The organism is Streptomyces sp. CBMA156, assembly GCF_014596515.1.
Classification (GTDB): Bacteria; Actinomycetota; Actinomycetes; order Streptomycetales; family Streptomycetaceae; genus Kitasatospora.
Map to the genome: position 1 here is coordinate 15,432 of NZ_MSJQ01000314.1, position 15,744 is coordinate 31,175.

At 72.5% G+C, this 15,744-nt stretch carries 12 protein-coding genes; 9 read left to right on the forward strand and 3 right to left on the reverse strand.

The window, feature by feature from the left end; all coding sequences use genetic code 11:
* Positions 1–244: 244 nt before the first annotated feature.
* The gene (locus BU198_RS27195; protein ID WP_188299517.1) at positions 245–673 is read right to left on the reverse strand and encodes an NUDIX hydrolase; all 429 of its coding nucleotides are present in this window, start codon (positions 671–673) and stop codon (positions 245–247) included.
* Positions 674–850: 177 nt separating this feature from the next.
* On the opposite strand from BU198_RS27195, the gene BU198_RS27200 reads away from it, so the two are divergent.
* The 8 genes from BU198_RS27200 (at position 851) to BU198_RS43470 (ending at position 12,959) form a co-directional block, all read left to right on the forward strand.
* A complete protein-coding gene (locus tag BU198_RS27200) occupies positions 851–1,741 on the forward strand; it encodes a TauD/TfdA family dioxygenase (RefSeq protein ID WP_188299518.1) in 891 nt (296 codons plus the stop codon).
* 73 nt (positions 1,742–1,814) lie between these two features.
* Positions 1,815–1,976 (forward strand): FxLD family lanthipeptide, encoded by a 162-nt coding sequence (locus BU198_RS27205; RefSeq protein ID WP_188299519.1) that lies wholly within the window; start codon positions 1,815–1,817, stop codon positions 1,974–1,976.
* Between the two features lie 81 nt (positions 1,977–2,057).
* On the forward strand, positions 2,058–5,072 hold the full coding sequence (locus BU198_RS27210; RefSeq protein ID WP_188299520.1) for a lantibiotic dehydratase: 3,015 nt from the start codon (positions 2,058–2,060) through the stop codon (positions 5,070–5,072).
* Positions 5,069–6,331: a lanthionine synthetase C family protein gene (locus BU198_RS27215; RefSeq protein ID WP_188299521.1), complete on the forward strand. Its 1,263-nt coding sequence runs from the start codon at positions 5,069–5,071 to the stop codon at positions 6,329–6,331. Before BU198_RS27210 ends, BU198_RS27215 begins: the two co-directional genes overlap by 4 nt.
* Positions 6,332–6,346: 15 nt before the next feature.
* Positions 6,347–8,425, forward strand: a complete 2,079-nt coding sequence (fxlM, locus tag BU198_RS27220) for a methyltransferase, FxLD system (protein WP_188299522.1) — start codon at positions 6,347–6,349, stop codon at positions 8,423–8,425.
* Positions 8,426–8,530: 105 nt separating this feature from the next.
* Positions 8,531–9,745, forward strand: coding sequence for a hypothetical protein (locus BU198_RS27225; protein WP_188299523.1), 1,215 nt, complete (start codon positions 8,531–8,533; stop codon positions 9,743–9,745).
* Between the two features lie 76 nt (positions 9,746–9,821).
* The gene (locus tag BU198_RS27230) at positions 9,822–10,448 is read left to right on the forward strand and encodes a hypothetical protein (RefSeq protein WP_188299524.1); all 627 of its coding nucleotides are present in this window, start codon (positions 9,822–9,824) and stop codon (positions 10,446–10,448) included.
* Between the two features lie 381 nt (positions 10,449–10,829).
* Complete coding sequence (locus tag BU198_RS43470) at positions 10,830–12,959, forward strand: serine/threonine-protein kinase (RefSeq protein ID WP_188299525.1); 2,130 nt, start codon at positions 10,830–10,832, stop codon at positions 12,957–12,959.
* A gap of 73 nt (positions 12,960–13,032) precedes the next feature.
* Here the strand turns inward: BU198_RS43470 and BU198_RS27240 are convergent, their stop codons facing one another.
* Positions 13,033–14,223, reverse strand: a complete 1,191-nt coding sequence (locus BU198_RS27240) for a cytochrome P450 family protein (protein WP_188299526.1) — start codon at positions 14,221–14,223, stop codon at positions 13,033–13,035.
* A gap of 89 nt (positions 14,224–14,312) precedes the next feature.
* The gene (locus tag BU198_RS27245) at positions 14,313–15,191 is read right to left on the reverse strand and encodes an alpha/beta fold hydrolase (RefSeq protein WP_188299527.1); all 879 of its coding nucleotides are present in this window, start codon (positions 15,189–15,191) and stop codon (positions 14,313–14,315) included.
* A 169-nt stretch (positions 15,192–15,360) separates the two neighbouring features.
* On the opposite strand from BU198_RS27245, the gene BU198_RS27250 reads away from it, so the two are divergent.
* Positions 15,361–15,744, forward strand: a 384-nt coding sequence (locus BU198_RS27250) for a helix-turn-helix domain-containing protein (RefSeq protein ID WP_188299528.1), incomplete at its 3' end; no start/stop codon positions are given.

The following is a 15,744-nucleotide window of genomic DNA, read 5'->3' on the forward strand; positions in this document are numbered from 1 at the left end:
GCGGCTCTGGCCGCGTTCGGCACGGTGGCGGTCTCGGGTGCCGCCCAACCCCGGCCCCTGTGGGCGTTCCTGGCCGTGCTCGGTACGGCCTGGTCCGGGCACGCGGCCGCTTCCAGGTGGTTCGAAGTCCGGTGTGAAGAGCAAGGAGGATCTCGGGCAGGGCTCGGCGGCGCAGGATGTCCTGGGCTCTGGGGGTGGTCCAGTGCCAGCGGATGCCGCCGTAGGGGTCGATCCGGGTCAACGGTCAGTCCTGGTGGTGCAGTTCGTACCAGCGGGCGATGGAGTCCTTGTAACCCTGCGGCATAACCAGGCCGGGCACCTCGTCGCGGTGGAAGAGACCTGCTTCCTTGTGCTCGTGGCTGACGACCGGGGCTTGGTGCGCGTCGGTGGCGGTGCAGCCGTAGGTGACGATGAAGACCTGGCGGTTGGGGATCGGTTCGTACATCCACACGTCCAGCAGGGGGCCTGCGGTGGCCGTCCAGCCGCTCTCCTCGTGGATCTCGGTGACGACCCGCTGTTCGGGGGTCTCGGTGCCCTCCAGCTTCCCGCCGGGCAGCTCCCACTCCTGGCGCTCGTTCTTCAGCAGCAGCACCCGTTGCTGCGGGTCGAGGACGACACCCTTGATGGAGATCGGGAAGGTCTTTGGCACGTAGGGCTGTTCAGTCTCGTTCATCGCTTCTTCCGAGGCACGCAGACGGGCACGGGCCTGTCGAAGGTCGCAGCCGCGGGCCTCCGCGATGCCCCACGGTGCGGTGATCTCGCTTTGACAATCTGTCACTTTCCATTGGGTGGGTGGGGCGTGGAGAGTGTGTCGCCTCCCACCCACTCGGTCCCACGAGGGAGCTTCACCATGCCGTCGTTCGACACCAGTGGCACCAGCGGAGACGACTTCGTCACGGGCGGACTGGACGGAGCGGCGCGCGAGCAGGCCGGTGAGGTGTTGCGTGAGGACGGCCTGCTGAGGCTCGCAAGGTTGGGCGGTCGCGACGACGTGCTTCTCGCAGCTGGCCAGTTGATGTCCTCGCTGTGGCAGCACCGGGATGCCGATCCGGACGGGCTGACCGTCATCCGCGACACCGGCCGCCACAGCGGCCGGCCGGGCTTCGCGGGCCTGGGGCGCGGCGCGTTGGCTCTGCACACCGAGTGCGCGCAGCAGCCGGATCCGCCCCGTCTGCTTCTGCTGGCGTGCGCACGGGCCGGCGACAGCGGCGGGGAGAGCCGGCTGGTGGACGGCCGGTCCGTCCTCGCCGAGCTGGCCGCGCACCACCCCGGCGCCATCGAGGCATTGTCCGCGGAGCGGGCCGCGTACTTCGGCGGATCGAGTGGCCACTTCGCCCCGGTGTTCCAGCAGTTGTCCGCCGGGTGGTGGCGGTTGCGGCTGCGCCAGGACGACCTGGCCCGGTTCTCCCCTGACGCCCAGGCCCACCTGCCCACCCTCCGCCAGGCCATCGAACGGAACACTCACCGACTCCGGCTGGCCCCTGGACAGGGCGTCGTGCTGGACAACCACCGTCTGTTGCACGGCCGCACCGCGTTCTCGGGCGAACGGCTGATACTGCGCGCGCTGGGCGAGCCGCACCCCGCGCTCGGTCTCGGACCCGGCTTCCGCCAGCCGTGGTCCCCGACCAGTCTCTCCACCCCGCACGGGGGCACCCACGCCGCAGAGCCCGTCGAACCGCCCGCCCCCGCCGGGCAGTCGGCTGTCGAATCGCGGCGCTGCCGACCCATCGACTCCTGGTGATGCGGGGCGCACCCGCGCCCCGGCTCCAGGCACCCGCAAGGGAAACCCTCAAGGAGGAGCCACCATAGCTCAGATGATCCCGGCCGAGACCAAGGCCACCACGGCCGTCGTCGGCGGCGACGAGTTCGACCTCGACGTGCGCACCGTCGAGACCACCGACGCGGCCAGCCTGCAGGTCCTCACCGACGACGGCTGCGGCTCCACCTGCGGCGCCTGCACCACCGGCGTGCACTGACCCTCCCGGGTGGTTCCCCGGGACCTGCTCCCGGGGAACCACCCGCCCCCTCCCCATCTCCGATTCCCGAGGTCCGCAGCGATGCGCCCGCCCAACCCCAAAGCCGCCTACCGCGCCGCCGGCGTGGCGCTCGTACGCGCCGTCGCCCGCCCCGACCTGCGAGTGCCGGCCTGGCCCGACCTCTCGGCCGCCGGACCTGCCGAGGCCCTCCAGCAGGCCCAGTGGCTGCGGGCCCTGTGGGCCGACAACCAGCTCGCCCGTGCCCTTGAACTGGCCAGCCCGGCCCTCTCCGATCGCGTTGCCCAGTTGCTCGGCCACTCCCACTCGCAACCCGCCGTGCGCGAAGTGCGGCGTGCCGCACTCTCCACCGCCCGCTACCTCCTGCGCGCGGCCGGCCGCGCCACCCCGTTCGGACGCTTCGCGGGTGTGCAGACGGCATCATTCGGACCGTCCTGCGTGGTGCGTTGGGGCGACCGGCACCGCACTGTCACCAGTGCCTCGGAGTCCCTGCTCGCACAGGCCGTCGGCCTGTTGGAGTGCCGCCCCGCCGTGCTGGCACTCCTGGACGTGGCGGCGAACAACACCGTCCAGGTGCGGGGCGATCGCCTCGTCGTCCCCCATCGACCGGTCCCCCGGGCCAGCGGCAGCACGGCCACGGCCGAGACGACACTACGACACACCCGTCCCGTCGCCTTCGCCCTCTCCGCCGCCCGTCTCCCGCTCCGCTTCCGGGACTTGGTCGAAGCCGTCCACACCGAGTTCCCCGCCGCATCGGCCGAACAGGTCACCGGCATCCTGTCCGAGCTCGTCGCCCAGCGAGTGCTCATCACGAACCTGCACGCTCCGGCGACCGACCCCGATCCGCTCGGGCACCTCCTCACGGTCTTGTCGAAGATCAGCGCCGAGCACGTCCCCGAGGCAGCCGAGATCCTCACGGACCTCCGGACCGCCGGCAGTCGTCCTTCGGTGGCCGCCGTCGACCTTCGACTGGACGCCGATCTGGTCCTCCCCCGTTCGGTGGCTGACGAGGCCGCCCGAGCCGCCCACGTGCTGGCCCGGCTCAGTGCCGCGCCCAACGGCACGGCAGCGTGGCGGGCCTACCACCAGCGCTTCTACGAGCGCTACGGCCGCGGCGCCCTGGTCCCGCTGCTCGACATGGTGGCCGACAGCGGAATCGGCTGGCCCGACGGCTACCCCGGTGCCCGGCCCGTCGAGAAGCCGCGCTTCGACGAGCGCGACGAGTTGCTCACCGCGCTCGCCCAGCGAGCCGCTCTCGACGGCGCGCGTGAGGTCGTCCTTGACGAAGCGCTGTTGGCCTCCCTCCAGCTGGGCCCGGACGAACCCCGTCTTCCTCCGCACCTGGAGGTCATCACCCGCGTCCACGCCCGCAGTCGGGAGACGCTCGACCGGGGCGAGTTCCGGTTGGAGGTGGTCTCGGTGTCCCGGGCCGCCGGCGTCTCGGCCGGCCGTTTCCTCCACCTCCTCGAACCCGAGAACCGGACTGCCTTCACCACCCTGCTGGCGGACCTCCCGACGATGGACGAGCACGCCGTCACCGCCCAGATCTCGTTCCCGCCGCTGGATCCCGCCAGCGGGCATGTCGCCCGGAGCCTGCCGACGGGTCGGCAGGTGATCAGCCTCGCCGAGCACCGCATCGCCGCCGAAGGCGTCCTCGGCCCGCAGGACCTGGCGGTGGGCTGCGACGGGCGGCGCATGTACCTGGCGGCTCCGGCGCTCGGTGTGAGAATCGAGGCCGCCGCCACCCATGCCCTCAACCTCCGCCACCACACCCCGCCGCTCGCCCGGCTGATCACCGAACTGTCCCGCGCCCAGGCCGCACAGGTCACCCGATTCGACTGGGGTTCGCTCCACGCACTGCCCTTCCGGCCTCGACTGCGGCACCGGCGGGTCATCCTCTCCCCCGCCATCTGGCGCCTCACCACCGCCGAACTTCCCTCCGGCGACGCCTCGCAGCGACGGTGGGATGAGGCCCTCATGTCATGGGCGGAGCGGCGCCGAGCCCCGCGGCGCGTGATGCTGGCCGCCGACAGCCAGGGCCTGCCGCTCGACCTCGACCATCCCGGCCACCTCGCCCTGCTACGTGACCACCTCCGCTCCGCCCCGCACGCTGTCCTGGTCGAGGAGCCCGAGCCCGCCGACCTCGGCTGGGCAAGCGGTCGAGCCCACGAGATCGTCGTACCCGTCACCGTCACCCGGGCGCCGGCGTGGCCGCGCCTGCCCAAGCCCAGCCCGAGCCGAATCCTGCGGCGGGGCCACGGTGAAGCGCCAGGCACTTCCCACGTGCTGCTCGCATCCCTCTACGGCGACCTGGAACGCCAGGACACCGTCCTCGCCCGGCACCTTCCCGACCTCCTGGAGCGGCTCGGCAACCCGAAGTGGTGGTTCGTCCGCTTCCGCGACCCGCGCCAGCACCTACGGCTGCGCATCTCTCTGCCTGAGCCAGCAGCCTTCGGGCCCGCCGCCACCGTGATCAGCACCTGGACAGCCGAACTCCATCAAGCCGGGCTGCTCGCGGAGGTCGTGTACCCCACCTCATACCCGGAGACCGGGCGGTGGGGTGAAGGACCCGCTTGGACCGCAGCAGAGGAGGTGTTCCGCACGGACTCCGCCGCCGTTCTCGCCCAGCTCTCCCAGCCCACGCTGCCCGACCGGCAGGCGCTGCTCGCTGCCCATGCCGTCGCCATCACCGCGGGGTTCGCCGACTCCGTCACCACAGGGCTGCGCTGGCTCGTCGACAACGTCCCCGCCCAGGCCCCGTCTGCCGTGCCACGACCCGTGTTCCGCGAGGCCGTACGCCTGGCCGATCCGGCACACAACTGGGCAGCCCTTCGTGCCGAGCCCACCGGTGCAGCAATCCTGGGCGCCTGGCCCGCACGCCATCAGACGCTCGACGCCTACCGCCGCTTCTTCCCCAGCCCGCACACCGAAGGCGTGCAGGCGGGCGACGTCCTCGGGTCTCTCCTCCACTGCTCCTTCGTCCGGGCGCACCGCATCGACTTCGATGACGAAGCCCAGGTCCTCTACCTGGCGCGCGCCGCCGCCCTCGCCCGCCTCGCCCGGGACGGTAACCGGTGACCACCTCACACCCCGCTCTCCGCCTGTCCGACCGGATCGCCGAGCTGCTCACCGACCCCGAGGCCGTGCCGCCCGCCTGGTCGTCCCGTCCGCAGTGGCGCCAGTCCCTTGGGTATGGCGCCCCCGGCATCGCCCTGCTCCACATCGAACGCGCCGCCACCGGCCGAGGCCCGTGGGAACCGGTCCGCGCCTGGCTGTCCGTCGCCGCCGCGACCCCGGTGACGAGCGGCGCCGAGAGCTACCTGTACTACGGTGCGCCGGCGCTCGCGCACACCCTCTCCTGCGCCGCGCAGGCCCGGCCAGGCTGCTACCAGCGTGCCCTCGTCCACCTCGACCAGGTCGTGGCGAACGACGCGGTGCGACGCTGCGACGCAGCCATCGCCCGGTTCGACCACGGCGACCTGCCGGCGCTTGCGGAGTTCGACGCCATCCGGGGCCTGGCCGGCGTCGGCTCCGTACTTCTGGGCCGGTCGCCCGGTGGCGAGGCGATCCGGCGGGTCCTGGACTACTTGGTCCGCCTCACCAACGACGTCAAGCACGACACCCGAACGCTGCCGGGCTGGTGGACGTTGGTCGGGCCCTCCGGCAGGACGGATGAGCGGTTCCCGGACGGGCACGCCAACACCGGCGTGGCACACGGCATCGCAGGCCCCCTGGCGCTGCTCGCCTTGGCCCTGCGCCTCGGCATCGAGGTTGACGGCCAGCGTGAAGCGATCCGCACCATCCTGGCCTGGCTGGAGCGCTGGCGCGAAGGCCACGCCTGGCCGTACTGGATCACGCCCGCCCATCTGGACGACGCCGGACACAGGCGGCCGCTGCCGCCCCAGCGGCCGAGCTGGTGCTACGGCACGGCCGGAATCGCGCGCGCCCAGCAGCTCGCTGCCCTCGCCCTCGGCGACCACCACCTGCGCAACGACGCCGAGCGCGCTCTCGCCGCAGCACTGGCCGATCCGAAGGCACTCGCGGCGATCACCGACCTGTCGGTCTGCCACGGCTACGCCGGTCTCGCCCACATCGCCCACCGCGCCGCCACCGACGCCCTCCCCCACAACGCGGACCGCCTGCACTCCGCCACCTCCCTGCTCCTCGACACCGCCCACCCGCCCCGCACCGACCCCGACGAGCAAGCCCACCACGTCCTCGCCACGGCGGGGCCCGCCTTCCTGGAGGGCGCGGCCAGCGCCGCACTCGCCCTACTCGCCCCCGCAACTGGCACCACGCCGGTGACCCGCTGGGACGCCTGTCTCCTGACCGCCTGACCAAGGACCCCCTTGATGACCACCGGCTGGATCCAGCACGACCTCACCTTCAACGACTCCTGCATCGTCGAACAGGTCACCGCCCACCACCTGGCCCCCGTCCTCGACCACGCCCAGAACTCCGGTGTACTGGAGGACTGGTGGTACATGCGTAAGAAGGGACTGCGGCTGCGCTACCGTGCCACCGCCTCCGCCCCCGTCGTCACCGCGCTCCTGGACACGCTCGTCGAGACGGGACTCGTCAAGGGCTGGGCCACCGCGGTCTACGAGCCGGAGACCGAGGCGTTCGGCGGCCCCAAGGCCATGGAGATCACCCACCGGCTCTTCCACACCGACAGCCGGCACCTGATGGCCCGTGCCGCCAAGCCCGACCCTCCTGCACTCCGCAGCACCGAGACCTTCGGCGTCCTCGTCTCCGCCATGCTCCGCTCCGCCGGCCTCGACTGGTACGAACAGGGCGACGTCTGGGCCAAGTTCGCTGCCGAACGCCCCGCGCCGCCCGCCCTCGCACCCGAACGGGCCGCCGCCCTGACCACCGCAATGCGCCACCTCATGACCCTGGACACCCGCCGGCTCACCCACCCCGGTGAACCGCTCGCCGGACACGCCGGCTGGGTCGACGCCTTCGAGGAGACCGGACAGGACCTCGTCCGTCTCGCACGGGACGGCCTTCTCACCCGCGGACTGCGCGCCGTCCTCGCCCACCTGATGATCTTCCAGGCCAACCGAGCCGGCCTGCAGGTCGAGCACCAATCCGCAGTCGCCGCACGAGCGTTGGACACCGTCTTCCATTCCGGCGAGGGCTCTGCGCCCTCGCAGCCCACCATCCGCACAACCACTAGGGTCGCCCACGTGACTACGCTCAGCAACAACAACACCACCCCCGTCGAGCAGCTGCGCGACAGCCTCACCGACCGGCTACTCGACCAGGGCGCCATCCGCACCGGCGCGGTCGAGGCCGCCTTCCGCACCGTCGCCCGCGAGCACTTCCTGCCCGGCTTCCCCCTGGAGGCCGCCTACGCGGACAACCCCACCTACACCAAGACTGACGGGTCCGGCACCCAGATCAGCGCCGCCTCCCAACCCGCCATCGTCGCCCTGATGCTGGAGCAGCTCGGCGCCCGGCCCGGCCAGCGCATCTTCGAGGCCGGGGCCGGCACCGGCATCAACGCCGCCTACCTCGGACACATCGTCGGCCCCGACGGGCACGTGGTGACCGTGGACGTGGACGACGACCTGGTCGACGGCGCCCGCAAGCACCTCACGGACGCCGGGCTCACCAACGTCGACGTGGTCCTCGGCGACGGCGCTCTCGGGAACCCGGACGCCGCCCCGTTCGACCGCGTGATCGCCACGGTGAGCACCAGCGAGATGCCCACCGCCTGGCTCCGGCAGGTCAAGTCCGACGGGCGGATCGTCCTGCCCCTGCGCCTGCGCGGCACCGCCTCACGCACCATCGCCTTCGAGCGCGGCGAGAACGGCTGGGTGTCGGTCGACGACCAGCTCGCCGTCTTCATGCCGCTGCGCGGCAGCATGGACGACGCCCGCCGCACCGTCACGCTCGCCCATGAAGGCGACGTCACCCTCCAGGTCCACAAGGACCAGCACGACGCCGTCGACGCCGACCTCCTGCTCGGTGTCCTCGACACCGAACGTCACGACGTCTGGACCGGCGTCACCATCCCGGCCGGCACCACCTACGAGTACCAGGACCTGTGGCTGGCCCTCACCCTCCCCAACTCCCTGATGCGGATGAGCGTCACCGGCACCGCCCGCGAACGCGGCATCACCCCCATGTTCGGCTGGGGTGCCATGGCCACCATCCACGCCGGCTCCCTCGCCTACCTCACTCTGCGCCCCGGCCAGCCCGACACCGACGGCCGCAAGACCTTCGAAACCGGCGTCATCGGCCACGGCCCCGCCGGCGAACTGCTCGCTGACATCGTCGCCAAGCAGATCCGCACCTGGAACACCGGCTACCGAGCCCGAACCCTTCGCATCGAACTCCCCGACACCCTCGCCACCGCGGACCCGAAATCCGGCCGCATCGTCCTTGACCGCCCCCACCACCCGATCACCGTCACCTGGGAGTAGCCCGCGTGCACCCGACCGGACCGATCGCCCAGCGCTTCCCGCTGGTCGCACGCCACCGGCCCGCGTGCCTGCCCCTGAACGCCCGTGTCGGCCGGCTCTCTGAGCTTGGCCGACACGGCCTCCCGGCAGAACGACCCGGGCCTCGCCTCCACCGTCTTCAACCAGGCCGCCCTCCTTGCCTCCGACCTCGACCTACCCGCCTACGCCCGCGATCTCTGCCACCGCCACGCCGACCGCTACCTCACCCGCGGCCCACTCCCCGCGAGGAGCGCCATCCGCGGCCTGGAACCGATCGTCAACCTCGCCCGCCTCCATATCCGCGCCGGCCACCACCAGCCCGGCCACCAACTCCTCCTCGACCTCTACCGCGCCGTCACCACCGGCACCGAGGCGACACTCGACGGCATCACCGTCCCCGCCCACCTCACCGACACCAGCGAGCAGCGCGCCGAGGTCCGCCAGTGGCTATGGCGGGTCGTCATCGCCGACGGCACCCGCGCCCTCACCACCGCCGGCCGCTGGACGGACGCCCTGCACCACATCGAGGCGCACCACGGCATCGGCCAACGCATCCTCGACGGCCGCCAAGTCGCCGTCCTCGCCGCAGCCACGACCGGCGATCTGCCTGGCGCCCTCACCCTGCTGGCCGCCACCGATCCCGGCGAACCCTGGGAGAACGCCGTCACCGCCGTCCTCACCGCCCTGTGCCGCCCCGGCGACCAGTACGCCACCGAGACCGCGATCGAGCACTGCCTCGCCTACGAACCGGGCGAGGGCCTGGCCTTGTTCACCACCCGCCTCGCCCTGACCGCCATCGACGCTGCCGACCCAGACACCCCCGCCGCCCGAAACCTGATCAAGCAGCTGTCCAGCCGTACCGGTAGAACGGGCGACGGCTACGCACTACGCGACCTTCTCACCCACCCCGGTGTCCGCGGCCGCCTGGAACCCAGCCGGACAGCCGAACTCGAACAGGCGCTCGCCACCTGCGCACTGGGCTCCGCCGCCCTGCCCAAGCACGTCCACAAACTATTGGAGGCCGCCCTCGCCACCGGCCAGGAGGTACTCGAAAACTCCCCGCTGGACCCGGGCTCCCCGAAGCCTCACCCCTTCGGACCCCGCACCTCGAAAGCACCACGCCCCGACCCCATAATGACCCGACAAAATCACCCGGTGAACCAGCGCGGCGGGCGGGGCCGCCGGGACCGTCAAGGGGATGTTGCCGACGTGCACCAGCTGTCGGACAGGATGCACCGCGAGCAAGTACCGCTTCAGGCCCCGGAGTCGTGCTGCGGCGCTCGTGGAGGGCGGCCTTTCTGAGTACGGATGCTCAGGAACCGCGCCGGGCTGCGGGCATACGGTACCGATACGACACGCAGCAGGGGGGTTGGGGTTGTTGGGCAAGGAGTGGCTCAAGGCAGCACTGGCGGCGGCCGCGGTTCTCGGTGTCCTGATCGGGACGCCGTTCGTGTACAGCATCGCCGCCTGGATGGCCATCGGAGACGGCGACGTCTACGCGTCCAAGCCCGGGCCGGAGATCGTCCGCCACACCCCGGAGCAGTTCGCCGCGCTCAGTGAGCAGGCCGTCCGGGACACGCTGGGGGGCTTGAGCCCGAGCATGGTGCTGAGCGACAGGGGCAGGTCCGTCAGCCCGTACAAGCCGCGCTCGGACGGCACCCCGAGCACGCTGTCCACCGTCGACCGTCGGTGGACGGTCCGCACCAGGGTCAGCGCTGCCCACCGGCAGGAGCTGCGGGAGGGCATCGAGGCCGGGTGGCGACTGCACGGCTACCGGCAGCTGCCGGCGGCCTGGACTCCGAGCACCCCGGAGGAGGGCCCTGACTACCTTGACGCCGAGATCTCGGAGAAGGCCGAGATCTGGGTCGCACTCTCCCCGGAACCGGACCAGACGCTGACCGTCACCATGTCCGTCAGCAGCGGCGACGTCGCCTACGCTCCGCAGTACGACCGCCCGCTCTCGCCCCTGCGGCCGGATGTCGAGGACGCCTACTGGTCACACTGAACCTTTCGTCCTTGCCCGGTCACGGATCCGGAGGGCGCGCTCCGGCCGTTGCCCCCACCTTCGCGAGCGGGATCACTGGCTGGGCCGCGATGAGCGCCGAGTCGGCCTGCGACGGGGCTCTCCGCAGACAGGTCTGGTCGACGTGCGAGAACCGCCCGTACCGCAGCGCCGGCGGTATCCGCACGCACTCGTGCCAGTCGCAGGCAGGGACCAGCGGGACCGGGCCGGCGGCCCCCTGTCTTCCGTCGCCGCCGGGCGCGACACGCACCAGTGCCCCGCAGGCGGCGCCGTCCGCTGCCGTTCTCCCGTCGCCGCCGAAGTCGTTCTGTAGGCTGTTCGACTGAACTGAGTGAGCGTCATATTTTTTGCGAGGGGAACTCCATGGAACCAATTTCCGTGCCTGGTCGGCTGGTTGGCGGGAGGTACCGGCTGGTCCGTCCGCTGGGCGCGGGGGGCATGGGGCAGGTGTGGGCGGCCCGGGACGAGGTGCTGAACGCCGATGTGGCGATCAAGGAGTTGCAGCTCGACGAGGACGGTTCCGAGGGAGGGCATGAGGAGGCGGTCGCCCGTGCGATCGCGGAGGCGCGCCACGCTGCCGCGCTGCGTGACCAACCGAACATCGTGGCCGTGCACGACGTGGTCACCGAGGACGGCGGCCCGTGGACGGTGATGCGCCTGGTCCAGGGCCGGTCCCTGGCCCAGGAGTTGCGCAGCCGCGAGGTGCTGCCGGTGGAGGAGGCGGCCGGGATCGCCGAAGGCGTGCTGCGCGCGCTCGCGGCGGCGCACCGGATCGGGATCATCCACCGGGACGTCAAGCCGTCGAACATCATGCTGGCCGACGACGGCACGATCCTGCTCACCGACTTCGGCATCGCCAAGAACCACGCCGACACCGCGCTGACGGCCACCGGCTCCCTGGTCGGCTCGCTGGAGTACGTCGCGCCCGAGCGGTTCGACGGGGGCCGGGACACTCCGGCCGTCGACCTGTTCGGCCTGGGCGTGACGCTGTACGAGATGCTGGAGGGGACGTCGCCGTTCCGGCGTGGGACGGCGGTGGCCACCATCGCCGCGATCGCGCTGGACCCGGTCCCCGTGCCGCGGCGGGCCGGGCGGCTGACGCCGCTGGTCACCGCCATGCTGGCCAGGGAACCGGGTGAACGGCCGGACGCGGCGCGGGCACTGGCGCTGCTCGGGGACGGGCGGGCGCAGGGGGTGGCCGGCCGTGCGGAGGAGGGCCGTTCTGCCGCGTCCGGCGGGTGGGCCGCGGCCCACCCGCCGACCGTGCCCGACGGGGCGGTCGTCCCCGGCCGGTCCGGTTCAGGGGTGGTGAGGAGCCTCCGGAGGCCGTGGATCGCGCTCGGCACCGCGGTGGCGGTGGCGGCGGCCGCGGCGGTGTCCTGGGTGGCGTTCCGCGAGAGCGACGACCCCACCCTTCCGCCCCTCGCCCCGGGCAAGCGGGCGGTCGCCGTGCTGCAAGGCAAGATCACCCGGGTGTACACGGTGGCGGCGGGCGACGGGCACCTGTGGGAGGCACAGCTGGAAGGCAACGGCGGGACGTGGACGCCGACCGACCTCACCAAGTCCGGCGGGGCCCCGGCAACACCGAAGACGGGACCCGCCGTGGTGGTGCGCGACAAGGACATCAGCGTCTTCACCGTCGACCCCGACACCCACCATCTGAAGGCGACCCGCCTGAAGGACGGCCAGGGCCCGTGGTCCACCTCCGACCTGTCCCAGGACTTCGGAGCGACGGTCGATCCGGACGTGCCGCCGGCGGCGGTCTACGACCCCGGGGCCGGGGTCACCCGCGTGTACACGGTGGCGGCGGGCAGCGGACACCTGATGGAGGTGACCCTGGACAAGACCGGCAAGCCGGAGGCGCCGTACGACCTCACCCAGTGGGGCCAGGCCCCGGCGACGCAGAAGGCCGGACCCGCCGTGGTGGTGCGGGGCAAGGACGTCCACGTCTTCACCGTGGACGGGAAGAACAGCCACCTGATGGACACCCGCCTGAAGGACGACGGCAAGCAGTCGTGGTCCACCGTCGACCTGTCCCCGAGTGAGCCGCTGCTGGACCCGAGTGTGCAACCGGCGGCGGTCTACGACCCGGAGGCCAGGTCCACCCGGGTGTACACGGTGGCGGCGGGCAGCAGGCACCTGACGGAGGTGACCCTGGACGAGACCGGCAACCCGAAGGCGCCGTACGACCTCACCCAGTGGGGCCAGGCCCCGGCGACGCAGCAGACCGGGATCGCCGCGGCGATGCGGGGCAAGACCATCAGCATCTTCACCGTCGACCCCGACAGCCACCGCCTGCGGGCGACGCAGCTGGTTGAGGGTAAGGGGTCCTGGACGACCGGCGACCTGACCGAGGGCGGCACGACGCAGGTCGGCCTGAACCTGTTGCCGGCCGCGGTCGGGGATCCCGAGGCCGGGGTGACCCGGGTGTACGCGGTGGACAGCGACGGCGCGCTCCGGATGTGGAGCACGGGGCCCGGGAGTCACACGTGACCCCGCCGCCCCTGCTGGAGCGCCGCTTGCGCCCGCGACCGGGGCGCGGGCGGCGGTGGTTGGCCCGGGGCCGTCACGTCCCGTCGTGGAACCGCACCGGCAGGCTCGCCAGTCCCCTCAGCAGGGTGCTCGGCCGCCGGAGGAGGTCTGCCGGGTCGGCGTCGAGGGCGATGCGGGGGCGGCGCTCGATCAGGGTCCGCAGGGCGACGGCGGCCTCGACCCGGGCGAGGGGGGCGCCGAGGCAGTGGTGGATGCCGTGGCCGAAGGCGAGGTGGCCGGCGGGCTTGCGACGGATGTCGAACCGGTCCGGGTCGGGGAAGTGGAGCGGGTCGCGGGAGGCCGCGGCCAGGGAGACGAGGACGCTGTCGCCGGCCGGGACGGTGGTGCCGCCGATCCGGACCGGTTCGGTGGCGAAGCGGAAGGCCGCGGCCCCCACCGGGCCGTCGTGGCGCAGGGTCTCCTCGATCGCGCTGTCGACGAGGCTCGGGTCGGAGCGCAGGGCGGCGAGCTGCTCGGGGTGGGTGAGCAGGGACAGCACCGTCCCCGAGATGAGGTTGACGGTGGTCTCGTGCCCCGCGACGAGGAGGAGGAAGGCCATCCCGAGCAGTTCCTCGGCGGAGAGCCCGTCGGCGGCCGGGGCGACGAGCGCGCTGAGCAGGTCCTCACGCGGGTCGGCCCGCCGTTCCTCGATGAGGGCCGTGAGGCGAGCGGTCATGGCGCCGGCCGCCTCGCCGACGGCCTGCGGCGAGCTGGGCGTGACCAGTTCGGTGGACCAGGCCCGGAATCCGGCGCGGTCCTCCGCCGGTACGCCGAGCAGTTCGCAGATGACGGTCATCGGCAGTGGCAGCGCGTAGGAGGCGACGAGGTCCGCGGGACCCTCGGCGGGCAGGGCGTCGACCAGGGTGTCGGCGATCTCCTGGACGCGGGGGCGCAGCGCCCGGATCCGGCCGGCCGTGAACTCGGCGGCTACCAGCGCGCGCAGCCTGGTGTGCTGGGGAGGGTCGCTCTGGAGCATGTTGACCCCGAGGGCGTGGCCTCCGTCGTCGGTCCAGGTGGAGGAGTGCCGGATGTCGTTGCTCAGCCGGGGATCGGTGAGTGCGGCGCGGACCTCCTCGCGGGCGACGACGAGCCAGGCTTCGCCGGATCCCGGTACGAGTATCCGGTGGACCGGTCCCTTTTCGCGCAGTGCCGCGTAGGCGGGGTAGGGGTCGACGGTGACGTCGATTCCCGTGGGAGACAGTTCCTGGAGCGTCGGAGCGGGCATGGATGCCTCCTGAAAAACGGGGAGTTCCCCCCGGTTGGTGGACCCGACTCTACCAAACCGGGGATGGCCCCCCATTTCCAGGCGGTCGCTCAGCGCGCCAGCAGGCTCCGGATCGCCGCCGCGATCTCCTCGGGCGCCTCCTCGGCCATGAAGTGCCCCGCCCGGGTCAGCCGGTGGTCGAGGTCCGGCGCCCACGCCCGCCACACCGCGGCGGCGTCGTAGCCCAGCTGAGCGCCCCAGTCCTGCTGGACCACGGTCACGGGCATGGCCAGCTGCGACCCGGCGTCCAGGTCCGCCTGGTCGTGCACGACGTCGATGCCGGCCGACGCCCGGTAGTCCGCGACGATCGACGGCACCGCCGCGGCGCTCGCCCGCAGGTACTCGGCCCGCACGGACTCCGGCAGGGCGGCCGGGTCCCCGGCCCAGGCGTCGAGGAACGAGCCGAAGAAGGCGTCGGCGCTGTTGGCGATCATCGTCTCCGGCAGACCGGACGGCTGCGCCATCAGGAAGAGGTGGTAGCCGACCGCCGCCGGCACGCCCCGCAGGACGTCCCACATGTCGAGCGTCGGCACGACGTCGAGCAGGCCCAGGTGCGTGACGGTCTCGGGGTGGTCCAGCCCCGCCCGGAACGCGACCAGCGCGCCCCGGTCGTGGCCGACCAGGGCGAAGCGCTCGTGGCCGAGCGCGGCGGCCAGGGCCACGACGTCGGCGGCCATGGTGCGCTTGGCGTACGACTCCGGGTCGGCGCCCGCCGGCTTGTCGCTGGCGCCGTAGCCCCGCAGGTCCGGACAGATCACCGTGTGCTCGTCCGCGAGCCGTTCGGCGACGTGCCGCCACATCAGATGGGTCTGGGGGAAGCCGTGCAGCAGCACGACCGGGCTGCCGCTGCCGCCGACGGCGGCGGCCAGCTCCACACCGTCCGCACCGGGCAGGCGTACAAGGTCGAAGCCGGGAACAGTGAGCGTCATGGGAGGACCGTCCTCTCGGGTCGAGGGGTGACCGGGCCGGAGTGGACCGGTCGGGGTGACCGGGCCCGTTCGGACCGGTCGGGGTGCGACCCGGCCAGCGTGGACGACGTCGATCAGCAACCGATCAGTACGGTTGGGCGCGGCCCGCTCCGGCACGGAGGATGGGGGCATGCGAATCGACGTGCTGGGTGCCGTGCGGGCCCTCCGCGACGACGGGAGCCCCGTCGACCTGGGCGGGCCCCGCCATCGGGAGGTGCTCGCCCGGCTCGTCGCCGCCGAAGGACGGATGGTCACCACCGACACCCTGGTCGACGACCTGTGGACCGACCCCCCGGCCCGCGCCGTGGGCGCACTGCGCACCTTCGTCGCCGCGCTGCGCCGCGCCCTCGAACCCGGCCGGCCGCCCCGCACCCCACCGCGCCTGCTCGTCACCGAAGGCCCCGGCTACGCACTGCGCCTGCCGCGCGAGGACGTGGACGTCCACCGGTTCCAGGACGCCCTGGTCCGCGCCCGGCGCGACCCCGGCGCCGTGCCCGACCTCGACGCGGCGCTC